Origin of the sequence: Amycolatopsis albidoflavus, from assembly GCF_039525725.1 — a bacterium.
Taxonomy (GTDB): Bacteria; Actinomycetota; Actinomycetes; order Mycobacteriales; family Pseudonocardiaceae; genus Amycolatopsis; species Amycolatopsis albidoflava.
In genome coordinates, this window is the sequence record NZ_BAAAHV010000016.1 from 61,872 (window position 1) to 87,780 (window position 25,909).

24 protein-coding genes are annotated in these 25,909 nt (G+C 69.4%); 8 read left to right on the plus strand and 16 right to left on the minus strand.

Translation table 11 applies throughout. From position 1 onward, the window contains the following. The first annotated feature begins 36 nt into the window (after positions 1 to 36). A complete protein-coding gene (locus tag ABD156_RS26450) occupies positions 37 to 672 on the plus strand; it encodes a TetR/AcrR family transcriptional regulator (protein WP_344279182.1) in 636 nt (211 codons plus the stop codon). Then, the gene (locus ABD156_RS26455) at positions 669 to 1,796 is read left to right on the plus strand and encodes a mandelate racemase/muconate lactonizing enzyme family protein (RefSeq protein WP_344279184.1); all 1,128 of its coding nucleotides are present in this window, start codon (positions 669 to 671) and stop codon (positions 1,794 to 1,796) included. The genes ABD156_RS26450 and ABD156_RS26455 overlap by 4 nt, the downstream gene beginning before the upstream one ends. Before the next feature lie 40 nt (positions 1,797 to 1,836). On the opposite strand, the gene ABD156_RS26460 is transcribed toward ABD156_RS26455, so the two are convergent. The 3 genes from ABD156_RS26460 to ABD156_RS26470 all read right to left on the minus strand — a co-directional run bounded on the left by ABD156_RS26460 (position 1,837) and on the right by ABD156_RS26470 (position 5,340). Next, positions 1,837 to 3,009, minus strand: coding sequence for a glycoside hydrolase family 64 protein (locus tag ABD156_RS26460; RefSeq protein ID WP_344279187.1), 1,173 nt, complete (start codon positions 3,007 to 3,009; stop codon positions 1,837 to 1,839). A gap of 187 nt (positions 3,010 to 3,196) precedes the next feature. Beyond that, a complete protein-coding gene (locus ABD156_RS26465; protein WP_116205932.1) occupies positions 3,197 to 3,715 on the minus strand; it encodes a lytic polysaccharide monooxygenase auxiliary activity family 9 protein in 519 nt (172 codons plus the stop codon). A gap of 560 nt (positions 3,716 to 4,275) precedes the next feature. Next, positions 4,276 to 5,340: an aldo/keto reductase gene (locus ABD156_RS26470; protein WP_344279191.1), complete on the minus strand. Its 1,065-nt coding sequence runs from the start codon at positions 5,338 to 5,340 to the stop codon at positions 4,276 to 4,278. Between the two features lie 118 nt (positions 5,341 to 5,458). Between ABD156_RS26470 and ABD156_RS26475 the strand changes: the two genes are divergently transcribed. After that, positions 5,459 to 6,289, plus strand: a complete 831-nt coding sequence (locus ABD156_RS26475) for a helix-turn-helix transcriptional regulator (protein WP_344279194.1) — start codon at positions 5,459 to 5,461, stop codon at positions 6,287 to 6,289. A 12-nt stretch (positions 6,290 to 6,301) separates the two neighbouring features. Here the strand turns inward: ABD156_RS26475 and ABD156_RS26480 are convergent, their stop codons facing one another. After that, the gene (locus tag ABD156_RS26480; RefSeq protein WP_344279197.1) at positions 6,302 to 6,871 is read right to left on the minus strand and encodes a CGNR zinc finger domain-containing protein; all 570 of its coding nucleotides are present in this window, start codon (positions 6,869 to 6,871) and stop codon (positions 6,302 to 6,304) included. Positions 6,872 to 7,156: 285 nt separating this feature from the next. Between ABD156_RS26480 and ABD156_RS26485 the strand changes: the two genes are divergently transcribed. Continuing rightward, positions 7,157 to 7,582, plus strand: a complete 426-nt coding sequence (locus tag ABD156_RS26485; RefSeq protein ID WP_344279200.1) for an Ohr family peroxiredoxin — start codon at positions 7,157 to 7,159, stop codon at positions 7,580 to 7,582. A 151-nt stretch (positions 7,583 to 7,733) separates the two neighbouring features. Here ABD156_RS26485 and ABD156_RS26490 read toward each other — a convergent pair whose 3' ends face one another. Then, a complete protein-coding gene (locus tag ABD156_RS26490; RefSeq protein WP_344279203.1) occupies positions 7,734 to 8,666 on the minus strand; it encodes a LysR family transcriptional regulator in 933 nt (310 codons plus the stop codon). An 83-nt stretch (positions 8,667 to 8,749) separates the two neighbouring features. Here ABD156_RS26490 and ABD156_RS26495 point away from each other — a divergent pair, with 83 nt between their 5' ends. Together ABD156_RS26495 and ABD156_RS26500 are read left to right on the plus strand one after the other, a co-directional pair. After that, the gene (locus ABD156_RS26495; RefSeq protein ID WP_344279207.1) at positions 8,750 to 9,970 is read left to right on the plus strand and encodes an MFS transporter; all 1,221 of its coding nucleotides are present in this window, start codon (positions 8,750 to 8,752) and stop codon (positions 9,968 to 9,970) included. Further along, positions 9,967 to 10,389, plus strand: coding sequence for a PPOX class F420-dependent oxidoreductase (locus ABD156_RS26500; RefSeq protein ID WP_344279210.1), 423 nt, complete (start codon positions 9,967 to 9,969; stop codon positions 10,387 to 10,389). Before ABD156_RS26495 ends, ABD156_RS26500 begins: the two co-directional genes overlap by 4 nt. 3 nt (positions 10,390 to 10,392) lie before the next feature. Here ABD156_RS26500 and ABD156_RS26505 read toward each other — a convergent pair whose 3' ends face one another. From ABD156_RS26505 to hpnC, 9 genes are all read right to left on the minus strand, one after another. Continuing rightward, positions 10,393 to 12,177 (minus strand): phenylalanine--tRNA ligase subunit beta-related protein, encoded by a 1,785-nt coding sequence (locus ABD156_RS26505; RefSeq protein ID WP_344279213.1) that lies wholly within the window; start codon positions 12,175 to 12,177, stop codon positions 10,393 to 10,395. Positions 12,178 to 12,190: 13 nt separating this feature from the next. Continuing rightward, positions 12,191 to 13,216, minus strand: a complete 1,026-nt coding sequence (locus ABD156_RS26510) for a phenylalanine--tRNA ligase subunit alpha (protein ID WP_344279216.1) — start codon at positions 13,214 to 13,216, stop codon at positions 12,191 to 12,193. Positions 13,217 to 13,472: 256 nt separating this feature from the next. Further along, entirely contained in the window at positions 13,473 to 14,474 is a 1,002-nt protein-coding gene (gene hpnH / locus ABD156_RS26515) for an adenosyl-hopene transferase HpnH (RefSeq protein WP_344279219.1), read from the minus strand. 3 nt (positions 14,475 to 14,477) lie between these two features. Continuing rightward, positions 14,478 to 15,941 (minus strand): 4-hydroxy-3-methylbut-2-enyl diphosphate reductase, encoded by a 1,464-nt coding sequence (ispH, locus tag ABD156_RS26520; protein ID WP_344279222.1) that lies wholly within the window; start codon positions 15,939 to 15,941, stop codon positions 14,478 to 14,480. Next, positions 15,938 to 17,842, minus strand: a complete 1,905-nt coding sequence (shc, locus tag ABD156_RS26525; protein ID WP_344279225.1) for a squalene--hopene cyclase — start codon at positions 17,840 to 17,842, stop codon at positions 15,938 to 15,940. The genes ispH and shc overlap by 4 nt, the downstream gene beginning before the upstream one ends. Next, positions 17,842 to 18,873, minus strand: coding sequence for a polyprenyl synthetase family protein (locus ABD156_RS26530; RefSeq protein WP_344279228.1), 1,032 nt, complete (start codon positions 18,871 to 18,873; stop codon positions 17,842 to 17,844). The genes shc and ABD156_RS26530 overlap by 1 nt, the downstream gene beginning before the upstream one ends. After that, positions 18,870 to 20,207 carry a hydroxysqualene dehydroxylase HpnE gene (gene hpnE / locus ABD156_RS26535; protein ID WP_344279231.1) on the minus strand — a complete coding sequence of 446 codons (1,338 nt, stop codon included), beginning with the start codon at positions 20,205 to 20,207 and terminating at the stop codon, positions 18,870 to 18,872. Before hpnE ends, ABD156_RS26530 begins: the two co-directional genes overlap by 4 nt. Beyond that, positions 20,204 to 21,073, minus strand: coding sequence for a presqualene diphosphate synthase HpnD (gene hpnD, locus ABD156_RS26540; protein WP_344279234.1), 870 nt, complete (start codon positions 21,071 to 21,073; stop codon positions 20,204 to 20,206). Before hpnD ends, hpnE begins: the two co-directional genes overlap by 4 nt. Then, entirely contained in the window at positions 21,070 to 21,936 is an 867-nt protein-coding gene (gene hpnC / locus ABD156_RS26545) for a squalene synthase HpnC (protein WP_344279236.1), read from the minus strand. The genes hpnD and hpnC overlap by 4 nt, the downstream gene beginning before the upstream one ends. Positions 21,937 to 22,087: 151 nt before the next feature. Here hpnC and ABD156_RS26550 point away from each other — a divergent pair, with 151 nt between their 5' ends. Then, positions 22,088 to 23,284, plus strand: coding sequence for a PucR family transcriptional regulator (locus ABD156_RS26550; protein ID WP_344279238.1), 1,197 nt, complete (start codon positions 22,088 to 22,090; stop codon positions 23,282 to 23,284). Positions 23,285 to 23,400: 116 nt separating this feature from the next. Here the strand turns inward: ABD156_RS26550 and ABD156_RS26555 are convergent, their stop codons facing one another. Beyond that, on the minus strand, positions 23,401 to 24,150 hold the full coding sequence (locus ABD156_RS26555) for an SDR family NAD(P)-dependent oxidoreductase (protein ID WP_344279241.1): 750 nt from the start codon (positions 24,148 to 24,150) through the stop codon (positions 23,401 to 23,403). After that, positions 24,150 to 24,815 carry a VC0807 family protein gene (locus tag ABD156_RS26560; RefSeq protein ID WP_344279244.1) on the minus strand — a complete coding sequence of 222 codons (666 nt, stop codon included), beginning with the start codon at positions 24,813 to 24,815 and terminating at the stop codon, positions 24,150 to 24,152. The genes ABD156_RS26555 and ABD156_RS26560 overlap by 1 nt, the downstream gene beginning before the upstream one ends. A 98-nt stretch (positions 24,816 to 24,913) precedes the next feature. On the opposite strand from ABD156_RS26560, the gene ABD156_RS26565 reads away from it, so the two are divergent. Further along, the gene (locus ABD156_RS26565) at positions 24,914 to 25,897 is read left to right on the plus strand and encodes a DMT family transporter (protein ID WP_344279247.1); all 984 of its coding nucleotides are present in this window, start codon (positions 24,914 to 24,916) and stop codon (positions 25,895 to 25,897) included. The last annotated feature ends 12 nt before the right edge of the window (positions 25,898 to 25,909 follow it).

Here is a 25,909-nt window from a genome sequence, read left to right on the forward strand (position 1 = left end):
AACTCCACCGTACCGTTTACTTTTGACGGAGGCAAGATGGCGCGTGAAGGCGGTTCGCAGCTGCGGGGTGCGGAGTTGCGCAGGCACATCCTGCTGGCGGCGAAGAACGTGTTCCTCGAGACCGGGTTCGAGCGCGCGTCGATGGACGCGGTCGCGGCCAGCGCGGGGACCTCCAAGCGGTCGCTGTACGCGCACTTCGAGAGCAAGGACAAGCTGTTCCTCGCGGTGCTCGACCTGGTCCGCGAGCTCTACCTCGGCAAGCTGATGACGCCGGACGTCTACGCGGCCGACCCGGTCGAGGCGGTCGCGCTCTTCTGCGGCCGGTTCCAGCAGCTGCTGACCTGGGAGCCGCAGGCGCGGACGTGCCGTCTTTGCATTTCGGCCGCCGAGCGGTTGCCGGACAGCGCGAAGGCGTATTACGAGGCGATGTTCGCGGTGATGTACGCGCGGCTCGCCGGCTATCTTGCTGCGCAGTACAAAATAGCCAGTCCGGAGGCGGCGGCGCTCGCGGAGGATCTGGTCGGTCGGACGGTGTTGCCGCGGGTGTTTCGGGTCTTGTTGAAGGCCGAGCCGGCGATCGAGGAAATGCCCGGGGCCGAGGCGACGGTGGAAAACGTTGAGCTGGAGCCGATTCGGCGGGTCGTGTCGGCGGCGCTGGGGTCGCGGGCATGAAGATCGCCGAGGTCGACGTCTGGGTCGTGAATCTGCCGTTGACGAATCCGTTCACCAGTTCGTTCGAGACCAAAACCGGCGAAACCCGGACCGTGGTGCGGCTGCGCACGGACACCGGAGCCGAGGGCTGGGGCGAGACGATGTGGGGGCGTCCGGTCGCGGAGCTGATCCGGAAACTGGGCGCGGAAATGATCGGGACGAGCCCGTTCGCGCTCGAAGCGTTTCATCGGCGGCAGCACATGGTGCCGTTTTTCCACGGCTACCTGGGTTACGCGGCGCTGGCCGGGCTGGACGTGGCGTGCTGGGACCTGATCGGACGGGTCGCTGGCCAGTCCGTGACCGATCTGCTCGGCGGGGCGGTGCGGACCGAGGTGCCGATCACCGCGTTGATCACGCGTGCGGACGCGCCCGATGCGGAAGGCGAGGAACTCGCGCAGGGATTGGCCGACCACGCGGCGAGAGTGGTGGCCGAGGGCGGATTCTCGGCGGTGAAGCTGAAAGGCACCCGGGACGTTCGCGGCGATGTCCGGATCATGCGGGCGCTGCGGGACGCGCTGCCGGAGGTCGAGCTGCGGGTCGACCCTAACGCCGCGTGGTCGGTGCCCGATTCGATTCGCGCTGGAATCGCGTTGGAGGAGCTGGATCTCGAGTATCTCGAAGACCCGTGTGCGGGGATCGAGGGCATGAGCCAGGTTCGCGCGAAGGTGCGGATTCCGTTGTGCACCAACATGTGCGTGGTCCGGTTCGAGGAGTTCGCTCCGGCGGTGCGGCTCGGCGCGGTCGACGTGATCCACGGTGACGTCTACAAATGGGGCGGCATCGCGGCGACCAAGGCCCTCGCCGCGCATTGCGAGACGTTCGGGCTTGGGATGAATCTGCACAGCGGCGGCGAACTCGGCATTGCCACCGCCGCGCATCTGGCGGTGGTGGCGAGCACGCCGGTGCTGTCGAGGGCGATCGACAGCATGTATTACCTGCACGCTGACGACATTGTCGCGCCGCTGCGGCTTTCCGGCGGCCGGTTGCAGGTGCCGGCCGGGCCAGGGCTCGGGGTGGAAGTCGACGAGGAGAAGCTGGCCTTTTACGCGGCTAAGAACGAGCGGGAAGGCGATCTCACCGGATGACGGTGCCGCGGTCCGCAAAGGACCGCGGCACGTCTTTGGTTCAGCGCAGGGCGTTTACTGTGATGGTGAGGGTGTCCGGATCGCCCGCTTGCACTGCGCCGCTGAAATCGGGGCCGGGGGAGACGTCGTCGTACGGGAACGCGTAACCCCGATTGTCCGGGAGTTTGCTGTGCACGATTCGCGCGTAGTGGTTGGTTTCCGCGTTCTGGTAGAACTTCGCGGGGTCCTCGCCGGTCGGCTGCTTCGGGTTATCGCGCAGGGTGGTGCGGTTCAACGCCGCCGCTAGCCGCGGGATGATCGCCTTGCGGGCGTCGCTGTCGCCTTGTTTGATGGCGAACGGCCCGCTGTCGCAGCTCCACACGTCCGGCGTGGCGGGTTTGTCGAATCGTTCGCCGTTGTTGAAGGCGAGCACTCCGTCCGCGCCGACCTGGCCGGTGAACGCGCCGAGGCCGGGCACCTGGGTGTCGACGGTGAGCGTCTCGCTGGTGTACTTCTTCCATACCTCGTCGATGTAGCCGTCGAGGTATCCGCCGAATTGATCGGCGCGGTAATGCGCGGACAGGGCGCGCAGCGGTTTGCCGTCGCCGCCGGTTTCGATGAGTGTGCCCCATTTGCCGCCCTGGGCGTTGAGCGCGTCGCAGATCGGGTCGAGCGAGCGCGCCGGAAGCCCGGGCACGGTCTGGTCACCGGAGCCGGTCGTGGTGAGGTGCAGGCCGATCGGGATCGCGACGAAGTCGACGTAGCTGATGTTGGCGAACAGCACGTCGTTGTTGAAGGTGAATTCGCAGAACGACCAGTTCCGGCCGTAATTCGGATCGTCGGAGGCGAGGAAGCTCGGATGCACGAGCGCCGGGCCCTGGTTGACGAAGAAGTCCAGCTTGCTGTCCAGGGCGACATAGATCCGGGCCGCGTACATTTTCGGGACGGTGACCTGGGAAAGCGACTTCAGCGGGATCGCGCAGTCCTCGCCGAGCGGCGTGTGGTCGCTGCCCGGGGACGGCGGATAATAAGGCGTGCCATCGGCTTTCAGGATGACGAGCCGGTTGTCCAGTGTCGTGCCGGTGATATACGCGTAGGCCTCGTTGGCGCCGGATTGGTCGTTGAACGCGACCTTCGCGGTGTCGGGAGTGGTCGCGGAGGCGAACGCGGCGTTCCAGAGTGGAAATGTCGCGGCTGCCGCGGATGCGCCGAGGAATGCCCGCCGGGAAATCAAGGAAAACCGCCTCCTGGAGTCGTGCCCTTTTCCGGTGACCGGCACGCTAGCCACGGCCGGGAGACGGGGTCAACGAATGCGGGGAAACTGGCCGGTTTTGTCATTCCCGGAAAACGCCGCGGACGCGCACTGAGGCACGGGCCGCCGCCACGGCCCGCGCCTCAGTGTCTGTTGTGGACCGTCCGGGTCAGCTGACCTGCAGATCGATGCAGGCGTAGAAGGCGTTCGCGGTGTCCGCGATGTTCCAGACGGCGAGCACCGTCTGCCTTCCGGTGTGCCCCTTGAGGTTCACGTTGTGGGTGACCGTCGCCGGGGGCTGCTGGCCGCCGCCGTCCACCGTCGCGATCTTGTCGTTGCCGATCCAGTATTCGTAGTTGGAGGTGCGGTGCCGGGCGGTGAACTTCCAGGTGAAGGCCACCGAGGAACCGACCGGCGACGCCTTCCAGCCCTTGTTGTTGTCGTTCAGTTCGGCGAACTGGGCGTTGCCGCCGCTGCAGCTGTGCAGCCCTTTCGGCCCTTCGACGCTCTGCGGTTCGTACTTGATCTGGCCGCAGGACACGACTCCCTGCGCGCACTGGGCCTGCCGGCTGGCCGGCGCGTTGACGTACCCGTGCGCGCTGGCGATGCCTGCCGGGCTGATCAGCACGAGCACCGGGGCGATCGCCGTGCCGACCGCGGCGGCGACGAGTTTCCGGTTCGCTTTCATGGACAGCTCCTTCGGGGAATGCTCGTTTCCTTGTGCGGGTACGACAAAGCGACGCACCGGCTTTCCGGGAGCCGGCCCGCGGGAGGTTCGAGCGAAGGGGGTGGGCTTCTTGGTCTAGACCATACGCCCGGGCTGCCAGAAAGGTCAACAGCTGGCAAAGAAAGGCGGAGCGGCCGTTATCCGTCAACGTTGTCAGGCAAGACCACTGTCTCTTGTGGTGCTTGCCGGACGGGTTTTCCGGAGATTGCGCCGGACGGGTGGCGAGAGAGCGGATCGCGGACACCCAGCGTGTTTCCCTCTGTCTATAGTGGACAGTGGGAAACTGCGCGGGCGCACGGAAGACCGCGGATCGGGGCGGTCCGGTGCAGCGATTCTGCCCGGTCTTCGGAATCACCGACTTCCGGAGGGTTGAACAAATTCGACCGGCAATGCTGAACTGGGCGGTTAGGCGTTCGCTCAGGCTGGGGTGGTTTCGTATTCGCGGCCGCGGCATTTCGCGCAGCCGGCAATAGGACGGTCAGCCCCTACCGCCGTGCGCAAGCGATAGGGGCTGCCGCCGGTCAGTGCCGCTCTTCGATGGTCAAGTCGCCCCGCGTCGCCGTGCGGAGGTGGTCGCTGGCGAGCTGGTCGTGCGGGATGCCGAGCCGGATCGCGCTGGCTTCGGCGAGCCGGGCCAGCTGCGGCTCAGCGAACTCGACGGTCAGCGCGGCCAGGTTGTCTTCCAGCTGCTCAGGGGTGCGGGCCCCGATGATCGGCGCGGTCACGGCGGGGTTCCGCAGCGTCCAGGCGAGCCCGGCCTGGGCGGGGGTGCAGCCGATCTCCTTCGCGACGCCGGCCAGGACGTCGGCGATCTCCAGATTGCGTTCGGTGACCGCGCCGACGGCGAGATTGAAGCTCTTGCGGGTGCTCTCGCCCGGGGCCGGGTCGGCGGCGGTCAAGTCGGCGCGGGTGTACTTGCCGGTCAGGACGCCGCCGCCCAGCGGGGAGAACGGAACCACGCCGAGACCCATCTCGCGGGCCATCGGGAGCAGGTCTCGCTCGCCGGTGCGCTCGACGAGGCTGTACTCGACCTGCAACGCGACCAGCGGCGCCCATCCGCGCAGGTCGGCGACCGTTTGCATGCGCGAGACCTGCCAGGCGGGCGCGCTGGACATCGCGACGTAGTGGATTTTGCCCTGGCGGACGAGGTCGTCCATGCCGCGCAGGATTTCCTCGACCGGCGTCGTGAAATCCCAGACGTGCAGGTAGAGCAGGTCGAGGTAGTCCGTGTCCAGCTGCCGCAGGCTGGCCTCCACCGACGCGAACAGGTTCTTGCGGTGCGGTCCGCCGGAGTTCGGGTCGCCGGGGCGGCGCAGGGTGGTGTACTTCGTCGCCAGGACAAGGCGTTCGCGGCGGCCGCGGGCGAACTTGCCGAGCAAGCGCTCGGCGGTGCCGTCGGTGTAGGTCGGCGCGGTGTCGATGAAGTTGCCGCCGAGTTCGACGTAGCGGTCGAACAGCCGGCGCGCGCCCTCCTCGGCGACGCCCCAGCCCCATTCGGTGCCGAAGGTCGCCGTGCCGAGCGCCAGCGGCGAGACCCGCAGCCCCGAACGGCCCAGCAGCCGGTAGGTGTCGAGAGTGAGCGGCATGGGTCCTCCTGTGCTTGTGCTCCAGTGCCGCTGACCAGCCTGTTCTCGTCGCGCGTGCGGGGTAAGGGAGGGATTTGCCTGGGAAGGCGAGTCCTACCCTCGGGTAGAGTCGGCGGCGATGACTCGCGCTGTGGACCGAACTCAAGAGCTGGCCGCGTTCCTGCGGACCCGCCGCGAACGCCTCGACCCGGACGAGTTCGGCCTTCCCGCGCGCCGCCAGGCCCGCCGCACGCCCGGCTTGCGCCGCGAAGAGGTCGCCGAGCTGGCCGGCGTGAGCATCGACTACATCGTGCGGCTGGAACAGGCGCGCGGGCTGCGTCCGTCGGCGGAGGTCGTGGAGGCGCTGGCCGGAGCGTTGCGGCTGAGCCCTGGCGAGCGCGCTTACCTCTACGGGTTGGCTCAGCAGCAGCCTCGGTCAGCGGACAAACCGGTTGCCGTCGCGGCGGAACCGCTGGCGCAGCTGATCGCCGATCTTTCCCCGCTCCCGGCCATGCTGCTGAACCATCGCTACGACATCCTGGCCTGGAACCGCGAGATGACGCGCCTGCTGGTGGACTTCGAGACCCTGCCGCCTGCTCAGCGCAACGCGATGTGGCTGTGCCTGCGTCATCCGGAACTGCAGACGTTCTACACCGACCGGGAAACCGTGGTGCGGCAAGGCATCGCGCACCTGCGGGCGGCCTGGGCGACGCATCCGGACGACGCGGAGTTGAGCGACCTGATCGCGGAGTTCCTTGCCCAGGACGAGGAATTCGCGCGGTGGTGGGCGGAACGAGACGTCGCGATCAACGGCCGGGGGCTCAAGGTGCTGCGGCATCCCGAAGCCGGAGAGCTGACGGTGCGGTTCGAAGTGCTTGCCCCGCTGGAGAATCCGGACCAGCGCGTGCTGATCTACCGCGCGGCGGGCGACGAAAGCCGGACTGCGCTGACTCGATTGTTCGCCGGCTGAAGGCCGCCTCGGTCAGGATTGCCGAGACGGCGTCAGCGGCGGATTTCCCCGTTGCCGCGCTCGATAAGCCGCCGCCTTCATTTTGTTTCCGCAGGTCGCCATCGCGCACCATTCCCGCCTGGACCCGCGCGAATGGTCCAGGTACACCTGCGTGCACTCCGGCCGTCCGCATTCCTTCAGCAGGTCCGCGTCCGGCCCGCCCAGGATCGTCACCGCGGCCCGGGCCACGGTCGACAACGCTTGCCCCGCCGTCGCCCGGACCTGCCGTCCGGTCCGGCTCAGCTGCGGGACCGCGTCCGGCTGCGCGGCCGCCTCGTTGAGCAGCGTCAACGCGCCGGGGTCGTACTCGTGGCCGACGAGCCGGGCCGCGACCAGCGCGTAGATCGCCTCCCGGACCGCGATCGCCCCGGCCAGGTCCGCGGCCGTGCTCGCCGGGTCGGTGCCGGTGACCCCGGACTCGCGGAACCAGGCGTCCAGGCTGCGCGGCGACCCCAGCATCTCGGCCGGCTCCTCGTTGCGACGGGCTCGCAGCGTGCCGACGAAGTCCAGTGCCGGGTTTCCGCAGGGGAAGGCGTGCTCCATGCGCACCAGTCTGACAGGTGACGAATCACGAGGCAAGGACCTCTAACCGGTCTGGGTGGTTATGAGTAGCGGGTCACAGAAATACGTAACCGTCTTGACCGGTGACGAATCTGTGTGCGAAGGTTCTCTCGTCGCCGAGACCGGAGGACAGCGCCCCGGTCGCCTACCGAAAGGCCACGTCCGATGGACCCGATCACCCAGGCGTTCCGCGAAATCCTCGGCGCACTGGCGGCGCTCACCGGCACCGTCCTCGGCGGATTCTGAAAACCCTTGGAAAGGAAAGTCATGTCTGAAACCACTTACACCGCCGTCGTCACCACCACCGGCGAAGGCCGCAACGGGGGGCGCGCGGTTTCGTCCGACGGTGCGCTCGACCTGAAATTCGCCATCCCGAAGGAGTTGGGAGGCAACGGCGGCGCGACGAACCCGGAGCAGTTGCTCGCGGCTGGTTGGTCATCGTGTTTCATGGGCGCGGTGCGGATTGCCGCCGCGCAGCGGAAGGTGAAGCTGGCGGACCTGGCGGTCGTCGCGGATGTGACGCTGCATCACGACGAGGCGAACTTCTGGCTCAGCGCTGCCTTGCACCTGGAGTTGACGGGTGTCGATCAGGAGACCGCCGACGCGCTGGCCGCGGCCGCGCACCAGACCTGCCCGTATTCGAAGGCACTTGGCGGGAGCATCGAGGTCACCGTGGATGCGACGGTGGCCTGATCGGGGCGAAGGGTCGAGGGCGCGGAGCGGTGCCCTCGATCTGGTGGTGCCGGGGTGCGCGATTCCGGGGCCGGGCTGGCTTGCCGGGGCAGCTCGCGGGTGACTTCGTCGGTTCGGCGGTGATCTCAAGGCTGTCCGGCAGCGGAGCAGGTCACGGCCGAGCTGCCGGGGACTGCTGAGCCAGCTCGCGGGCCACTTCCACGGCGACCTCGACCGCCCGCGCCGCGAGCGGGGACTGGTCGCCGCGGCCGGGCGGCCAGTGCAGGTAGATCGCCCGCGCCGGGGCGGGATCGAGTTCGTGGACCTGCAGATCCGGCCATCCCTCCGGTCCGTGGATCGCGCCGCAGTCTCGGCAGACGACCTGGTGGATCGCCAGCCACGGCAGCACGGCCAGCCCCATTCCGGCGCGCACCATCGACAGGATCGTTTCGCTGCCCGCGGACCGGAAGACGATGCGCGGCCGTGCGCCGGCGTCCGAGAGGGACTGTTCCAGTCTGGGCTGGTCGCAGGTCGCGGGCCAGGCCACCATCGCCTTGCCGTCCAGCTTTCGTGCGGACACCGGGCCGGACGGCAAGGCCCCGGGCGGCGCGACGACCAGGTACGGGTCTTCCAGCAGCAGGACGTGTTCCGTGTCGTCGCCGAGAAGCCCGTCGTAGAACAGCAGGTCGAGATCGCCGAGCTGGGGCTCGTCCGGTTCCGAGAGCCGGATTTCGCAGCGGGGGTGTTCTTCCCGGAGCAGGCGCAGCACTGTCGGCAGGATCGCGTGGGAGACGCTTTGCAGGGTGCCGACGTCGATCCTGCCGTCACCGGCCTTGAATCGGTCTATCGCTTGGCTCAACGCATCGGCTTTGGCCAGCACCTCCCGGCCGTGTTCGAGGACCACGGCGCCTAGGGGAGTGATCCGCACCGGACGCGGGCCGCCTGGGCGGTCGAAAACTGCGCCGCCGACGGCTCGCTCCAGGGCGGCGATGTGCTGGCTCACGCTCGATTGCGTGTAGCCGAGCCGGTTCGCGGCTCGGGAGAACGTTCCCTCCTCGGCGATCGCGAGCATCGTCGTCAGTTGCCGCAGGTCCAGGTCGGCCATGCCCCAATGTATCGCAAAACACGATGAATATGATCGTGAACAATCGCTTTTCTTAATCTCCCGGCGCTCCTAGCGTCGATGCCATGACAGTCACAGCGATCACCGCCGAGAGAACCCCCGCGCGTCGGCTGCCGTCGCTTGCGTGGGCGCTCGGTGCGTGTCATCTCGTCGCTCGCGGCGGCTCTTTCGTGCAGCCGATGCTGGTGCTGTACCTGACGCAGGAACACCGGATGACCCCGGCGGCGGCGGGTGCCGTGGTGGCGGCGGTCGGCATCGGAGACTTCGGGTCGCAGCTGCTCGGAGGCTGGCTCGGGAACCGGATCGGACGGCGGAGGACGATGCTCCTCGGGTTCCTCGGGACGGCGATCGCGTTGGCCGCCTTGGGATCCGCCGGGGCGGCACCGGGAATCTGGGCCGCGGCGGCCGGTTACGGCGTCGCTGCCGGGCTCTTTCGTCCGGCGGGGTCGGCTGCGGTAGCGGACCTTCCGCCGGAACAGCGGGTGCGCGCTTACAGCCTTCTCTATTGGGCCGCGAATCTCGGATACGCTGTCGCGGCAACAGTTTCCGGCGTGTTGGCGAGTCGCGGGTACGGTCTGTTGTTCTGGTTGAACGCCGTCGCGATGCTGGCGGCCGCGTTGATTGTGGTGGCCGCGGTGCCGGAGACCCGTTCCACCGCGCAGCGCTCGAGCCGTCGGTTGCTGCCGGCGTTGTCTGCCGATCGTCTGATGATCACCATGACGCTGATCCACGTCGGCTGCTTCACGTTGCTGATGCAGGCCTTCGCGACCTTGCCGTTGCTGATGACTGGGCGGCAGTTCAGCTCCGCGACGTATGGCGCCGTGCTCGCGCTCAACGGGTTCGCCATTATCGTTCTTCAACCGTTGGCCGTCGCGGCGCTGGCGAATCGCGACCGCGGGACGGTGCTCGCGACCGCGATGTTGTTGGTGGGGCTGGGCGGCGGCCTGGCTGCCATGGCACAGAGCATTTCCGGCTACGCCATCGCGGTTCTCCTTCTCAGCCTCGGACAGATCGGCTTGGCGGTCCAGTTCGGCGCGACGTTCGCCGCGCTCGCGCCGCCTGATCTGCGCAGCGGCTACCTGGGCGTCGCGTCGAGTGCGTGGAGTCTCGGCGCGGTCCTCGGCCCGATGATCGGGACGGCGTTGCTGGAGGAATCCGGACGGATGGAGCTGGGTGCGGTGGCTTTCGCCGCCGGGGTCCTGCTTTTCGTGGCACAGCAGGCTGTCGCTGGACGTCTTCGTGCGCGACAGGCTGATCAGTCGACCGAGAAAGGAACACAGCGATGACCACCATGACCGACAGCGAATGGCGCGCCTTCCTCGCGGAGGGAACGAGGCTTGCCCACCTGGCCCTCGCCCGCGCCGACGGACGGCCGCACGTCACGCCGATCTGCTTCGTTCTCGACGGTGACGAACTCGCCTTCGCCCTGTCGCCGGGGAGCGTCAAAGGCAAAAGCCTGGCCGGGGACGGTCGTGTCGCGGTCTGTGTCAGCGATGAGCGACAGCCCTACAGTTTCGTGACGATAGAAGGACAAGCGCGGATCTCCGCCGAGCCGGACCAGATCAAGCGCGTCGCGGTGGGGATCGCTGAGCGGTACTACCCCGATCAGTCCGCAGTGGACCTTGCCGAGTCATTCGTCCACAGTGGATTCACCGCGGTTCGGATCAGCATCGCGAACGTCATCGCTCGATCTGGTCTCGGCTGAGTTTCACCGCAACCGCGCCCCCGCCCGCTCCAGTGCAGCCAGCACTTCGGAGCGGGCGGTGGCGATTTCGCCCGCGGTCAGGGTCGCGGCCTGCGGGCGGAGGGTGATCCGCAGGGTGAGCGACCGGTGGCCGGCCGGAATCCGCGAACCTCGGTATTCGCCGAGGTAGGCCACCCGCCGCACCAAGGCGTTGGCCTGGGTCGCGGTGTCGGCGACCTGGGACCACGGCACCGTGTCGGCGGCGAGGACGGACAGGTCGAAGTCCGACTCCGGCAGGTCGCCGACCGGGGCGTAGCGGTTCTCTCGCGACGGGTGCGTGCGCAGTGCGTCGAGGTCGAGTTCGACGCAGGCGACCGCGCCTCGGTCGATCCCCGCTGCCCGGAGCACCGACGGCCGGACCAGCGCTAACGCACCGCCTGGCTGGATCGCCAGCCGCGCCGAGGGGTCAGCCCAGGTCCTCTCGGGTGTGCCGGCCAGGTCCAGTGCGGTGAGATGGCAGTACCGGCGGATCAGGTCGGCCAGCCCCTTGGCCCGGCGGAACAGGTCGATCCCGTCCGGTCCAGCGAGCAGGATTCCGGCGGAGGTCCGCTCGGTCGCGGCGAAGACGGCGCCGACCTCGAAGATGCTGAACTCGTCGTGATAGCGCAGGTTGGCGGCCGCGGCTTCGAGGAGGTTCGGGACCAGCGACGGACGCAGCCGGCCGCGCTCGGGGGCTGGCGGGTGATCGATCGCGACGGCGGCGTCGAGTCCGCATGCGGTGAGCAGGTGGTCCGCGGACCACGGATAGGTCAGCACCTCCGTCGCCCCGCCGCGTGCGGCGAGCACCTCCCGGACTTGGCGGCTCAAGGGGAGCCGAGAACGCGGGGCGAGCTCCACGACCGGCCGTCGCGCGGGCAGTGCGTCGTAGCCGTGGATCCGGGCCAGTTCCTCGACAATGTCCACGGGCAGCGAAAGGTCGCCGGTGGAGCGCCACGTCGGGGCGACGACCCGCAGCAGGTCACCGGTGATCTCGGCGGTGCAGCCGAGGGCGCGGAGGATGCGGAGGATCTTGTCCGGCGGAAGCCGGAGGCCGATCCGCTGTTCGATCTCCGTCAGGCTTACCTCGATTTCGGCGCGGCGAGTGGGGGCCAGGACGAGGTCTTCCTCGCCGAGCGCCGCGGCCGACGGGTCGGTTTCGGCCAGGAGACGGAGGAACAGGTCGGCGGCTTGGTCGGCGCGTTGCGTGTCCAGGCCTTTCTCTTGCCGCACCGAAGCTTCGGTACGAGCGCCGCGGCGGGCTCGGCTCGGGATCAGCGTGGGTATCTCCAGCACGATTGAGTCGCCGGAAGTGCGGACATCGCTGGGCTGTCCGACGGAGAACATCACGTAGGCGCTCAGGTCGGCACACAAGTCGAGGCTTGGTTCGCCGATTCTCCGGAGCCGGTCGCGTAGCCAAGGCGGGGTCGGAACGGAACTGTCCACTGTGCACTGCAGAGCCAGAATCCGCCGGTGCAGGGCGGGGTCGGCCAGGTTGACGAGGCCGGTGGCGCTCGGCGGTCGGGCGACGCGGGGGACAGGAGCGAGTGGGAGTCCATAAAGGACAGACAGCTCGCGCGCGATTCCGTAGTGTCCCCACAGATCGGGGCGGTTGGTGAGCGATTTGTTGTCGATCTCGAACACGACGTCGCTGTCGACGATCTCGTACCCTTCCACTTCGACGGTCTTCAAAGTCAGATCGTGCGCCAGCTGCTCCGGCGAACAGTCGGGCAGCGGCACGTAGTCGGTCAGCCAGTCCCGGGAAATCTTCACGACGGCGGGCCTTTCAGGAGAATTGGGAGAGGAAGCGGAGGTCGGCGCCGTGCATCAGCCGGACGTCGTCGATGCCGTACCGCATCATCGCGAGCCGGTCCAGGCCGACGTTCAGATAGCAGCCGGACCAGCGCGCCGGGTCGAGTCCGGCGGCGCGCAGTACGTGCGGGTGCGGGCTGCCGCCGGGCATGAGTTCGAGCCAGCCGGTCCGTCCGCAGGTGCGGCAGCCGCGTCCCGCGCACACGCGGCAGGCCATGTCGATCTCGAAACCTGGCTCCACGAACGGGAAGTAGCCGGCGCGCATCCGCGTGCGCACTGGTTCGCCGAACACCGTGCCGAGAATGGTGTCGACGAGGAACCGGGCGGTGGCGAGCGGGACGGCCTCGTCCACCACCAGCACCTCGTACTGGAAAAACGCCCGTTCGTGCCGCGCGTCGGTGCTTTCGTTGCGGTAAACCCGGCCGGGGTAAGCGATCCGGATCGGCGGTTCGTGCGTGCTCAGATACCGGACGCTCGTGCCGGTCAGGTGCGGGCGCAGGCAGCGGCCGTCGGTCAGCCAGTAGGTGTCCATGCTTTCGCGCGCCGGATGGTCGGGCGGGAAGTTCAGCCGGTCGAATTCCACGTCAACGGAGCTGATTTCCGGGCCGTCGACGATCTCGAAGTTGAGTGCGCGAAAGGCGTCGTCGAGGTCGTATCTCAGCTGCGTTACCGGGTGCAGTCCGGCGGTCGGCGGCGGGAGGCCGGGAATGGTGGGGTCGAGCGGGTGCTCCAGCGCCGGTTCGGCGGCTCGCTGATCGTCGAGAGCAGTGGTAATGCGTTGGTGCGCCTCGGAAAGCGCGAGGCCGAGCTGTTTGCGGGACGCCGGGTCGTAACGGCCGAGTTCGCGGCGCACGGCGGCGAGCGGACTGGATTTGCCGAGCACGGAACGGCGCACGGCGGCGACCTCGGCCGGAGTGCTGGCCTGGGCGAGATCGGCGAGTGCGGCCTCGGTCAGCTCAGCGATCCGGAGCAGCGTCGAGGCTGGATCAAAGGTGTCCACGATAAGGGGTTCCTCACTTCGGAGCGTGAAGTTCTGGACTTCACCCCCGGGCAGTGAGGGGAGACGCGGACGTCAGCGGGCGGAACCCGGCGCGCACGTGCAGCCCCCGGGCACTCCCCGGGGGCGAAGAAATCGCTGCGTACGCATGCCGCCATCATGGCACGCCCACCCTGAGCAGGCAAACCCCTTCGCGCGGGACGTGAGGGGAACCCTGAGGGACTCAGAGTCCGTGAAGGTTCCCCTCACGTACCGCGGGTCAGTGTCCGACGGCGGCCCGGACGGATTCCTTGAGCGAGCCGAGCGTCGCGATCACCGCGGTGGGCTCGTAGCCGCAGTGCGCCATGCAGTTGGCGCAGCGCGGGTCCTTGCCGCGGCCGAAGTTCTCCCATTCGGTGGTTTCGATGAGCTCCCGGTAGGTCTTCGCGTAGCCGTCGTCGAGCAGGTAGCACGGGCGCTGCCAGCCGAGCAGGGAATACGACGGGATGCCCCACGGCGTGCATTCCAGGTCGCGTTTGCCCTCGAGGAAATCGAGGAACACCGGCGAATGGTTGAGCCGCCAGCGTTTCCGGTTTCCGCCGCCGAAGGCCTTGGCGAACAGTTCCCGGGTCTGCTGCACGCCGAGCCAGTGGTCCTGGTCCGGGGCCTTTTCGTACGCGTACCCCGGCGAGATCTGCATGTTGTCGACGCCGAGGTCGTTGAGGTAGTCGAGCACGTCGATGACGTCCTGCGGGGTGTCGCCGGTGAAGAACGTCGTGTTCGTCATCACCCGGAAGCCCTTTTCCTTGGCGAGCTTGATCGCGTCGACCGCCGCCTGGAATCCGCCCTCCTTCCGCACCGACGCGTCGTGCCGTTCTTCGAGGCCGTCGATGTGCACCATCCACGCGAAATTGCGGTGCGGCTTGAACTTGTGGATGTGCTTGGGCAGCAGCAGCGCGTTGGTGCACAGGAAAATGATCTTGTTGCGGGCGAGCAGCTGCCGGGTGATCTCGTCGATCTGCGGATGCATCAGCGGTTCGCCGCCCGCGATCGACACCATCGGCGCGCCGCTTTCCTCGATCGCCCCGACCGCCTGCTCCACCGGCATCCGCTGTTTCAGCAGAGTGTGCGGCTGTGCGATCTTGCCGCAGCCGCCGCATTTGAGGTTGCACGCGAACAGCGGTTCCAGCTCGACCAGGAGCGGGAACTTCTCCTTGCGCAGCAGCTTCTGCTTCATCAGATAACCGCCCAGCCGAAGAGACTGGCGCAACGGCATGGCCATCGCTCAGAGCACCTCCCGAGGTAGGGTGAACGTCATTTCTTCCTCCGTCAGCGGGTTTTCCGCGACGCTGACCGGTCCCAGTCCGCGCAAGGCTTCGACCGTTTCGGTGACGAGATGCGGCGGCGCCGACGCACCCGCGGTGAGCCCGATCCGCCCGGCTCCGGCGAGCCGGCGAAGGTCGATGTCGGCGCAGCCGTCCACGAGTACCGCCGGGGTTCCCGCGCGTTCGGAGACTTCCACCAGGCGACGCGAGTTGGACGAATTCCCGGAACCCGCCACCAGGACCAGGTCCACTTCGCGTGCGATCGCGCGCAGGGCTTGTTGCCGGTTGGTGGTGGCGTAACAGATGTCGTCCTTGCGCGGCGCGGAAAGGCCGGGGAATCGCTCGCGCAGCACGGACGCGATCTCCTCGGCTTCGTCGAGCGCAAGGGTGGTCTGCATGGTGTAGGCGGTCCGTGACGGGTCGCGCGCGGTGACCGTCCGCGCGGCCGCGACATCGCCGACCACCACGACGTTGTCCGGCGCTTCTCCAACGGTGCCTTCGACTTCCTCGTGCTCAGCGTGTCCAATGAGGAAGACCGTCTCGCCGCGTCCGGTGTAGCGCCGAACTTCGTTGTGCACCTTGGTCACCAACGGACACGTCGCATCCACAACGGACAGTCCGCGATCGACTGCGGCACGCCGAACCGCCGGGGAGACTCCGTGCGCGGCGAAGACCAGCGTCGAGCCTTCCGGAACTTCCTCCACCTCGTCTACGAACACCGCGCCGCGTCCCTGCAGCTGGTGCACGACGTGGGTGTTGTGCACGATCTGGCGGCGCACGTACACCGGCGCACCGTGCTTCTCCAACGCCCGCTCGACGATCTCGATCGCCCGCTCCACTCCGGCACAGAACGATCGCGGGCTGGCTAGGACAACCGTTCGCGGACCCACCGCGTCAGCCCACGCGGTGAGCGCGGGAGCGGCCCGATGCAGACTTCGCAACCCGGCGAGTCCATTCGCGACCGTCGAGGGATGAAGCAGCGGCGCACCGACAGTGTCCACAATGGCCCGAACAACGGCGAACGGTTCACGGCTGGCAGCAAGCCACGCAGACTCCATATCAACTGCCAGCGCACCGCTAGCCGCTAACGAAGCCCGTTCCCGCTCCCGCACCACCTGAGAACTGCCGACCACCGGTCCGAGATGGACGGTGAGCCCAAGCCGCCGCAACGCGCCCGCCAGCAACGGCGCGGACGGCACCGGCACCGCACCGGAAGGGCCGCGCACCTCCGTGGCGACCACGACATCCCCCGGCCGTACCTCCGGCGCGAGCCCGCCGCCGACCCCCGCCACGATCCGCGGCCCGGACGGGAGCCGGGCCGCAGCGGCGGCGGCCCGGCGAGGCCCGAGTCCGATGTGGACCGTCCGCAGGCCGCGCAACGCGGCCTGCTCGATCCGCAACGGAGTGCAGACGATCGGTGTCATGACCCGTCCCGGACGTACCGGCCGAGCGCGGACAGCGGGAACACCACGCGGTACAGGTGATATGACAGGTAAAAGTCGCCCGGGAACCCGGTTCCGGTGTGCTTGTCCTCGTCCCAGCCGCCGTCCGGACGCTGCCGTTCGCACAGCCATTCGACGCCCCGAGTGACCACTTCGGACTCCCGTTCCCCGGCGGCGAGCAGCGCCAGCAGCGCCCACGCGGTCTGCGACGGCGTCGAATCACCGCGCCCGGCCCATGCCCGATCGTCGTACGACCGCAGATCCTCGCCCCAGCCGCCGTCGGCGTTCTGGTGCTCCGCCAGCCACTTCACCGCGCGCCGGATCCGCGGTGCGGTCCCGGGAATCCCGGCGGCCACCAACGCGGGCACCACCGCACCCGTGCCGTACACGTAATTCGCGCCCCAGCGGCCGAACCACGAGCCGTCGTCCTCCTGGTTGTCCAGCAGCCACCGCACCCCGCGGCGACATTCGCGAGTGTCGGTTTTCCCTTCCGCAGCCAGCATTTCCACCACATGCGCGGTCACGTCGGCCGACGGCGGGTCGATCACCGCGCCGAAATCGCAGAACGGCAGCCGAGTCGTCAGTACCTGCGTGTTGTCCGCGTCGAACGCACCCCACCCGCCGTCGCTCGACTGCATTCCCTCCAGCCAAGCCACGCTCCGGTCGACCGCCTCGCGGATCCGCAGGTGGTCCGGCTTGCCCATCCGGCGCAGCGCCAGCACGACCTCTGCGGTGTCGTCGGTGTCCGGATAGCCGTCGTTGGCGAACTCGAACGCGAACCCGCCCGGCTGCAGCGAAGGCCGCCGCACCGCCCAGTCGCCGGACACCCGGATTTCCTCGCCCAGCATCCAATCCGCGGCGCGGACCAGGGATTCGTCGCCGGGGGAGACACCCGCGTCGAGCAAGGCGGTCATCGCCAACGCGGTGTCCCACACCGGCGACTGGCACGCTTCGAGCCGCCGCACCCAGCCCTGGTCGGTCTTCTCCCGGATGGTGAACCCGTCCAGCCCGGCGATCCCGGCCTTGAGCGCGGGATGGTCGAGCGGGTAGCCGAGCAGGTGCAGCGCGAGGATCGAGTACACCCACGGCGGCTGGATCCCGCCCCACGAACCGTCGGCCTCCTGCCGCGCCAGGATCCACTCCGCCGCTTGCTTCATGGCGAGCTTGCGCACCGGGTTGAGCGGCAGTTTCGCATACGCGTGCAGCGCGGTGTCGAGGTTCTGGAACACGCCGTCCCACGTCCACGGCGCGCGTGTCTTGGGCGGACGCTTGCCGGTGCGCAGCTCGCTCACGTCGAACGGCAGCTTCCGCACCGGGCGCAGCGTGCCGACGATGGTCAGCGGCACGACCGTCTGCCGGGCCCAGCAGGCGAAGTCGTAGACGTTGAGCGGGAACCACGACGGCAGGAAGATCAGTTCCGGCGGCAGGCTCGGCAGGTCGTCCCACGACCACTGGCCGACCATGGCGAGCCAGATCCGGGTGAACACCCGCGTCGCCTCGATGCCGCCGTGATCGCGGATGTACTCCGCGGCCGAAGCCAGCCACGGCGCGTCCGCCGAGTCGCCGGCCAGCCGGAGCGCGACCCACGCCTCGACGGTGGTGGACAGGTCGGCCGGGCCGTCCGGGAAGTTCGCCCAGGTGCCGTCGGCGCGCTGCTGCGAGCGGATCCAGCGGGCCGATTCCTCGGCGATCCGCGGGGTGAGGATGCCGAGAAAATGCCGGAGCAGCAGGTCTTCGGCGTCCATCGTGACGTTGGTGGCGAGTTCGCCCTTCCACCATCCGGCGCGGTCCTGTTCGCGGCGGAGGAACCCGACCGCCGCGTCGACCGTGCCGGGGGCGGTGCGGGCGGCGGGCGCGGACGTCCGGGGAACGGTCTGGGTCATCACGCTTCCCTTCCGGCGATGAAGCGGGCGATGGAGACGAGGTCGGCGCGCGGGCCGGACGGGACGGCGGCCAGTGCTTGCTCGGCGGTGGCGACGTGCCGAGCCGCCTCGGCGGCGGCCCATTCGCGGCCGCCCGCGTCGTCCACTAGCGCGGCGATCCGCGCGAGGGCGGTGTCGTCGTCCCCGGCCAGCCATTCGGCCAGCCGACGGCCCGCCGCGCCGCCGTGCGTGGTCGCGTAGGTGATCGGCAGCGACTTCTTGCGCGCCCGCAGGTCGGAGTACACCGATTTCCCGGTGACCGCCGGGTCGCCCCAGATCCCGAGCACGTCGTCGACGAGCTGGAACGCCAGGCCGATCTCCTCGCCGAACACGGACAGCGCGTCGACCACCTCGGCGGGCGCGCCGGCGAGCACCGCCCCGATCGCGGCGCTGGCGGACAGCAGCGCCCCGGTTTTCCCGGCGGCCATGGTCACGCATTCGGCGAGCGCGACGTCGTCTCGCTGCTCGAACGCGACGTCCAGAAACTGGCCGTGGATGAGCCGTCGCGTGGTTTCGGTGAGCAATCGACCGGCGGGCACCGCGTGCGGGGAACCGCTGTCCAGCACGACTTCCTGGGCGAGCGCGAGCATCGCGTCCCCGGTCAGGATCGCGCTCGCCGCGCCCCACAGCGCCCACACCGTGGGCCGGTGGCGGCGCTCGGTGTCGCCGTCCATCAGGTCGTCGTGGACGAGCGAGAAGTTGTGCACCAGTTCCACCGCGACCGCGCCGGGCACCCCGACCTCCGCCGGCGCGCCCGCGGCCTGCGCGGACACCACGGCGAGCGCCGAACGCACGGCCTTGCCCCCGTTGCCTTGCACCGGCACGCCGTTCGGATCGGTCCAGCCGAGGTGGTAGGCGCTGATCGCGCGGCTGGTGTCGTCCAGCCGGTCGACGGCGGCGCGCAACGCGGGCTGCACGACGTCGCGCGCGCTGCCGAGCACCGGCGGCGCCGCTGTTGTTGTCCTCTCGGTAGAAAATACCTCGGTTGTCATGCTCCGACTCCCTCCCTCTTGCCGTTGTGCTGAAGAAGGGCGGCGGCCGCAGCTGCACCACTGCGCGCGGCTCCCTCCATCGTCGCGGGCCATCCGGTCGCGGTCCACGCGCCCGCCAGGTACAGCCCGGGCAGGGCGGTGCGCGCGGGCGGGCGCAGCGAGGCGGTGCCGGGGCCGGGCCGGAACGTCGCGTGCCGCTCGCGGGTGACGAAGAAGTCGAGCACCCGCGCGCCGCGTGCTTCGGGGAGCAGGGACAGCAGTTCGGGCAGCAATCGCTCGCGCAGTTTCGCGGTGGGCAGGTCGATTTCCGCGTCGGCGGCGGACAACGACATCGCGAGGTACTGCCCGGAGTCCAAACCGGACTGTCGCGTTCGGTCGAACACCCACTGCACCGGCGTGCGCACGCCCGCGACGAACGGTTCGCCGAGCACCTTCCGGTCGAGCACCACGTGCACGTTCACGATCGGCGAGCTGCCGAGTCCGCCGGACCAGCCCGGCGGCAGCCCGATCGCCCCGGCGGGCGCGAGCTGTTCGGTCACCGGCGGGGGAGTGGCCAGGACGACCTGGCTGAACGTTTCCTCGCCGCGGTCGGTGCTCACCTGCCAGCCCTCGCCGACCGCGCGCACCTTCGTGCCGACCCGGACGTCCGCCCCGGCTTCGATCAACCGGTCGCGCGCCGGATCGCCGTGCAGTTCCCGCAACGGCACCAGCGACCAGCCGATGTCGGCGGCGGCCGGATCGGTGAGCAGCCCCTCCTGGAAGACGGTCGCGGCGAGGCTGAGCGACGCGTCGTCGGCCGTCGCGTTCAGCGTTGCCACGCCGACCAGATCCCACAACGCTTCGATTGCCGCCGCGCTCTGCCCGTGGCGGCGCAGCCATTCCCCGAAGGACTGGCGATCCGTGCGGTCGGACTTCGGATCCACCCGGCGCAACGCGAGCGCGGCGAGCGCGAACCGCGCCCGGTCGAGCGGGCGCAGCGGCTCGTACCGCAGCAGCGAACTGGCCAGGTGCAGCGGCGCGGGCAGGTCGTCGCGCCGCAGCCAGGTCGGCTCGGTCGCGCCCGGCAGGCGGATCGGAATCTCCAGCCGCGGCTGCAGCGTCACCCGATCGGCGACGCCGAGCCGGTCGAGCAGCGCGCGATAAGCCGTGCAGCAGCGGAGGAACACGTGCTGTCCATTGTCGACTCGCAGCTCGCCCCGGGTGAACGAATGCGTGAGCCCGCCCAGCTGCGGCCGCGCCTCGAACAGCGTCACCGGCCGTCCGGCGTCGGCGCAGGCGAGCGCGGCGGAGATGCCCGCGAGCCCGCCGCCGACCACCGCGACCGGGGCGGTCATCGGCCGATCCCGGTCAGCGCCCGGAACGCCACCACCGCCTTTTCCCGGCCGGACAACGAAAGCCGCCGGTCGAACACGCGCGCGGGCTGCTCGTCTATCCGGTCCAGCAGGGTGCGGTAGATGCCGGACATCGCGGTGCAGCACGCGGCGCTGCGACCGTCCAAAGAGGGCACGAGCCGAAGACCGCGGGAGTACCAGCCGCGGGCCCGCTCGGCGCTGTCGCGGATCAACGCGGTGAGCCCGCCTTCGGGGTCGGCCAGCTTCCCGTCCGGGCCGACGGACAGCTCGACGCCGAACCGGTCGAGGTCCTCTTTGGGCAGATACACCCGGCCGTTGAGCAGGTCCTCGCGGATGTCGCGGAGGATATTGGTCTGCTGCAAGGCAATCCCCAGCTCGTCGGCGTACACCGGAGCGTTCGGCTCCGGACGGCTGCCGAACACGCCGAGACACAGCCGCCCGACCGAGCCCGCCACGCACCGGCAGTACTCGACCAGTTCCTCGAACCGCACGTACTCGCGCCCGGTCACGTCCATCTCGACGCCGTCGAGCAGTTCCTCGAACGCGCCCAGCGGAATCGGGTACCGGCGTGCCGCGTCGGCGACCGCGACGTACACCGGATCGGCGGTCGCGGACAGGTCGCCGAGCGATTTCCGCACCCCGGCGAGGCCCTGCAGCTTCGTCTCGGCGGACGCGGCGGTGTCGTCGCCGATGTCGTCGATGATCCGGGCCAGCGCGTACACCGCGCACAGCGCCGCGCGTTTGTCCGGCGGCAGCAACCGGATTCCGTAGTAGAAGTTGCGCGCCTGTTCTTTGGTGACCGTCGCGCAGTGCGCGTAGGCCTCGTCCACTGTGCCCGTCGCCGTCATCCGGACCGCCTCCTCGTGCCGACTTGCAGCCACCCCAGCCAACTCAGCAGTCCGGCCCGGCTCGGCCGGACCGGTGCGGACAGCACGTCGCCGCCGCTCGCGTGCAGCGCGTCGACCGTCGCGAGCCCGCCGGCCAGGAAGCCGCTCACCGCGAACCGCCCCCAGCCGGACAGGCGCCCCAGCAAATCCGCGCCGCCGCCCAGCAGGGCGGCGGCGCGGCCGGTTTCCCACCGCATCAGCGCTTTCATCTCCGGCGACGCGTGCGCGGCGCCCAGTTCTTCCTCGGCCACGCCGAACTCGGCGAGATCTTCCTGCGGCAGGTAGACCCTCCCGTTGCGGTAGTCCTCGCCGACGTCCTGCCAGTGCTCCACGAGCTGGAGCCCGGTGCAGATCCGGTCGGACAGCACCGCCGCCTCCGGATCGTCCACTCCGAGCAGGTCGAGCACGATGCGCCCGACCGGGTCCGCGGAAAGCCGGCAGTACGCCAGCAAGTCCGCGAACACCGGATAACGGCGCACTCGCTGGTCCTGGATGTTCGCCTGGACGAGCCGCTGGAACGGTTCCTCGGTCAGCCGTCCGGCCCGGATCGCCGGGAGAAGTCCACGGACAGCGGGATCTTCCGGTTCCCCGTTGCCGAAAGCCGCGGACAGGTCCGCCGAGAAAACTTTGAGCTGCGCGACCCGGTCGCCCTCGGCCTCGTCGCCCAGATCGTCCACAGTGCGCGCGACGGAATAGACCGTGACAAGGTCGGCGCGCAGCTTTTCCGGCAGCACCCACAGGGCCACCGGGAAGTTTTCCGCGCGCCGTTTCGCTCGCAGGCCGTTTGTGTCCGGAGTGTTACGGACAGCCGAGGTCGATCTCATCCTCGTCAGTGTCGCGCCCCCGGACGGGCGGCTTCTGCCGCCGGAAAGCGAATTTCGCTGGCTTCGACTTGGCACGAGAGGCCAAAGTGGGGACAGGATGTCCCGAGGCGACCCGAGGACCGCTGCCTGCGACGGAAGGACTCCCGGACACATGGGACCAGATCAGGTGACCCGGCTTGACGAACTGGAGACGGTGGTGACCCGCCGGCTGCCCGCCATGCTCAACGAGGTCCGCGACCAGCTCGCGGACGAGCATCCCGACTACGCGGAGTTCCTGACCGAAGAACTGGCCGACCTCGTCGCCGCCAGCGCGGGGTTCGTCCGGCGGCTGATCGACATGGCGGCCGAACCGGAGAAGCGGCTGCCGGAGCTGGGGTCCGGCGTCGAACAGGCGGTGTTCGAGGAAATCGGGCGCACGCAGTATCAGCAGGGAAGGCGCGTCACGAGCCTGTTGTCCGCCTATCGGGTGGGCGCGCGCGTGGCGTGGCGGCACGTTTCGGAAGCGGCGCTCGATCTCGACGTGCCCGCCGAATTGTTCGCCTCGCTCGCCACCACCGTGTTCGCTCTGGTGGACCAGCTTTCGGAATCGTCGCTGCGCGGGTATCTGCAGGAACAATCAGACGCCGTGCGCGCGCGGGAGCGGCTGCGCGACGAACTGACCGCGCTGCTGCTGTCCGATCGCGCGGATAAGGCCGCGGTGCGCGCCGCGGCGTTGCGCGCGGAGTGGCGGCTGCCGAAGCACGCGGCGGTCGTGCTGGTGGAGGACGACAACGAGCTGGGCCGGGAATTGGTGTTCCGCCTGGAAGACAGCTGCCTGCGGCTGCGCCGTCCTGGCGTGGTCGTGGCGATCGTGCCGGACCCCGGCGGTCCCGGCAGGCGGGCGTGGCTGGCTCGCGCGCTGCGCGGCGGGGGCGCGGTGGTCGGCGCGACGGTGCCGCTCGACCGGCTCCCGGCCAGCCTGCGCATCGCCGAGGTGACCGCGCGATTGCGCCGCGACCACCTGCTCAGCGACGATCCGGTGTTCGCCGACGAGCATCTCGACGCGATCATCGTGCACCGCGACGACCGGCTGCTCGACGTGCTGCGAAGACAAGCCCTTGCCCCGCTTGACGAGCTGAACGAATCCGCGCGGGAACGCCTGTCCACCACGCTCACGTCCTGGTTGCTGCATCTGGGCGACCGCAAGGCCGTCGCGGAGGATCTGCACATCCACCCGCAGACGGTGTCCTACCGGCTCGGCCGCCTGCACGACCTGTTCGGGCCCTCGCTGGACGACCCGGCCGTGCGCGCGACGCTCGTGCTCGCGCTGGCCTGGGGGCCGCCTGGGGAAGTGGACGAGAATGCTTGATGGGGGAGATTCCCTGATGCGGCAGGGCAGGGGACGTGCTTGGGTCTCGTGAGTGGCGACACCGGTTAGAACCGGCATCGCCGCTCACGAGGTACGCGGGGGAGGAGGTGTGCGTGTCAGCTTTCGGCGCCGAAGCGTGCCGCGAGCGTGCGGTACAGGCCGGGCGCCGCGCCGCGCAGCGCGACGGGGATGCGCAGCCAGCGCGGCACGTAGTAGTCACCCGGATGCTCGGCGGCGCGGACGACGGCGGCGGCCACGCGTTCGGCGCTCACCGGACGGGGCGTGCTGCGGGTGTACGGACGGCCGCGCCGCTCGAAGAATTCTGTGCGCACCACACCGGGAACTACGATTCCGACCGTTACTCCGGTGCCGTGCAACTCGAATCGGAGACTGTCGGCGAAAGCGTCCACACCGGACTTCGCCGCGGCGTACACCGCTTCTCCGGCGACACCGGTGCGTCCGGCGATCGACGAGACGAAAACGATCTGCCCGCGGTCGCGTTCCAGCATCGCGGGCAGCAGCGCGCGGGTCAGGTCGAGCGGCGCGGTCAGGTTCACCGCGACCAGGTGCCGCAGCCGTTCCGCGGACAGGTCCGGCAGGGGACCGGCCCAGCCGAGGCCCGCGTTGTTGACGAGCAGATCCACCGATCCGGTGATCGCCAGCGCGCGTTCGGCGAGTTCCGCCGCGGCGCCAGGGTTCGCGAGGTCGGCGGCGAGCGCGGTGCCGCCGGTTTCCTTGGCGAGGGCGGCCAGCCGCTCCTCGTTCCGGCCGTGCAGCAGCACGTGGACGCCGGAGCGGGCGAGCTGCCGGGCGGTGGCGGTGCCGATGCCGGACGACGCGCCGGTGACGAGTGCGGTGCGGGCCATCAGGCGGCAGGCAGCGCGGCCGGCCGGTGGCCCATGCGCAGCGTGATGCCCGCCGAGCGCAGCGAACGGCGGAACCACCACAGCGAACCGGCGATGGCCAGCCCGATGAGCGAGTACGAGCCCGCGGTGCTTGCCATGAGGAAGCTGCCGACGGTTTCCCGCGCGAGCATCAGCAGCGTCACGCCGCCGTTCACCGCGAACACGAGCCCCCACAGCACCGAGACGCGCTGGAAGAACCTTCGCATTCCAGGGTGTCCGGACAGCGTTTCGGGGAATGCGCAGAAATCGCCGGCCAGCCGCGCGAGAAGCGGTTTGTTGAACGGCGCGGAGATCAGGAACAGGCCGGCGACGAGGAAATTCTGTAGAGTCGGCTGGAGGAAGTACAGGAAAGCGCTGCCGGTGACCAGGCCCAGCACAGTGCGCGCGACCAGCAGAGCCGTGGTCAGCAGCAGCACGGCGGGAATCTTCTTGCGCAGCGCCAGCCGGGCGCCGATCACGGCGACCGACCAGCAGAGCGCGGCGATGACCCCGCTGTCGAAGCTCACCAGCGTCAGCAGGAGATAGAACAGGCCGGCCGGGACCAGCGTCGACTCGAGCAGGTGCCGGCCCCCGCCCACGACGAGGTTGCGGAACGAGGGGAGGTCGATCGTATGGGGGTGTCGCATGCGGGTTCTGCTGCCTCCGGTGCCAACCGGGCGACTCGGCCTCGGACAAGGCTTGAGCATAAGCACGGCGGATGGGGACGGTGTGAGGTGAAGAGTCCGTGACAGTTACGGGGATGTCGCTGGTCGTGGCTGTCCCCGCCGCCGTCGCCGGCGCGGCGTGCATGGGACTCGCGAGCGCAGCGCAGGCCAGGGCGACCAAAGAAGTGGAAACCGGCAAACCGCTCGACCTGACGCTCTTCAAGCGGCTCGTCGGACGCCCATTGTGGCTCATCGGGATCGCCGCGACCATCCTGGGTCTCGTCCTGCAGCTCGTCGCGCTCGCTTTCGGGCCGTTGCTGCTGGTCCAGCCGCTGCTCGTGACGTCGCTCATGTTCGCCGGGCTCGCGTCCGCGCGGCTGGAACGCCGCCGCCCGGACCGCACGATGAGTGTCGGCGGCTTGCTGTGCGTGGCCGGGCTTGCCGCGTTCCTCGTCGTCGCCCGGCCCAGCGGCAACAGCGAGACGCTCGTGAGCGGGGGCGCGCTGCTGCCGCTCGGCATCGCGCTCGCGGCGGTGACGCTGGTCTCGCTTGTTGTTGCCGCGTCAACGAATTCCGGATCTTGGCGGGTGCCCGGGCTCGCGGTCGCCACCGGCGTGCTGTACGGCCTCACCGCCGGATTGATGAAGGTGGTCGCGGGCCAGTTCCGCGCCGGGATCGACGAACCGTTCCGGCACTGGACGCTGTATCTGGTGTGCGTGGTGGGGCCGCTGGGATTCCTGTTGAGCCAGAACACGTTCCAGCAGGGCCGGTTCCTGACGCCGGCGCTCGCCGTGATCACCGCGCTGGATCCGCTGGTCGGCGTCGCGATCGGGCTGTCGTGGATGGGCGAATCGGCCGACGGGAGGCCGCTCGCGCTGTTCGGCGAGGCGCTGGCCGGGCTGGTGATCGTGGTCGGGATCGCGCTGCTGTCCACGCGCGCGTCGCATTTGTCGGCGGAATCGGAAATGCCGCCCGCCGAAGGGGAAACCGCGCCGGACGAGCCCGGCGAACGGCCTGATTCGGACCCGGACGACGGGTACGGCCTCGCCGGGACCGCCTGCTAGCGAAAAGGGGGA

Coding starts and splice junctions, on each gene's coding strand:
- hpnE (WP_344279231.1), bottom strand. CDS start 20,207: ATGACCGCCCCGGTCGCGGTGGTCGGCGGCGGGCTCGCGGGCATCTCC.
- ABD156_RS26450 (WP_344279182.1), top strand. CDS start 37: ATGGCGCGTGAAGGCGGTTCGCAGCTGCGGGGTGCGGAGTTGCGCAGG.
- ABD156_RS26550 (WP_344279238.1), top strand. CDS start 22,088: ATGGGACCAGATCAGGTGACCCGGCTTGACGAACTGGAGACGGTGGTG.
- hpnH (WP_344279219.1), bottom strand. CDS start 14,474: ATGGCCATGCCGTTGCGCCAGTCTCTTCGGCTGGGCGGTTATCTGATG.
- hpnD (WP_344279234.1), bottom strand. CDS start 21,073: ATGACGGCGACGGGCACAGTGGACGAGGCCTACGCGCACTGCGCGACG.
- ABD156_RS26455 (WP_344279184.1), top strand. CDS start 669: ATGAAGATCGCCGAGGTCGACGTCTGGGTCGTGAATCTGCCGTTGACG.
- ABD156_RS26480 (WP_344279197.1), bottom strand. CDS start 6,871: ATGGAGCACGCCTTCCCCTGCGGAAACCCGGCACTGGACTTCGTCGGC.
- ABD156_RS26530 (WP_344279228.1), bottom strand. CDS start 18,873: ATGACAACCGAGGTATTTTCTACCGAGAGGACAACAACAGCGGCGCCG.
- ABD156_RS26475 (WP_344279194.1), top strand. CDS start 5,459: ATGACTCGCGCTGTGGACCGAACTCAAGAGCTGGCCGCGTTCCTGCGG.
- ABD156_RS26485 (WP_344279200.1), top strand. CDS start 7,157: ATGTCTGAAACCACTTACACCGCCGTCGTCACCACCACCGGCGAAGGC.
- ABD156_RS26560 (WP_344279244.1), bottom strand. CDS start 24,815: ATGCGACACCCCCATACGATCGACCTCCCCTCGTTCCGCAACCTCGTC.
- ispH (WP_344279222.1), bottom strand. CDS start 15,941: ATGACACCGATCGTCTGCACTCCGTTGCGGATCGAGCAGGCCGCGTTG.
- shc (WP_344279225.1), bottom strand. CDS start 17,842: ATGACCCAGACCGTTCCCCGGACGTCCGCGCCCGCCGCCCGCACCGCC.
- ABD156_RS26470 (WP_344279191.1), bottom strand. CDS start 5,340: ATGCCGCTCACTCTCGACACCTACCGGCTGCTGGGCCGTTCGGGGCTG.
- ABD156_RS26555 (WP_344279241.1), bottom strand. CDS start 24,150: ATGGCCCGCACCGCACTCGTCACCGGCGCGTCGTCCGGCATCGGCACC.
- hpnC (WP_344279236.1), bottom strand. CDS start 21,936: ATGAGATCGACCTCGGCTGTCCGTAACACTCCGGACACAAACGGCCTG.
- ABD156_RS26490 (WP_344279203.1), bottom strand. CDS start 8,666: ATGGCCGACCTGGACCTGCGGCAACTGACGACGATGCTCGCGATCGCC.
- ABD156_RS26495 (WP_344279207.1), top strand. CDS start 8,750: ATGACAGTCACAGCGATCACCGCCGAGAGAACCCCCGCGCGTCGGCTG.
- ABD156_RS26465 (WP_116205932.1), bottom strand. CDS start 3,715: ATGAAAGCGAACCGGAAACTCGTCGCCGCCGCGGTCGGCACGGCGATC.
- ABD156_RS26500 (WP_344279210.1), top strand. CDS start 9,967: ATGACCACCATGACCGACAGCGAATGGCGCGCCTTCCTCGCGGAGGGA.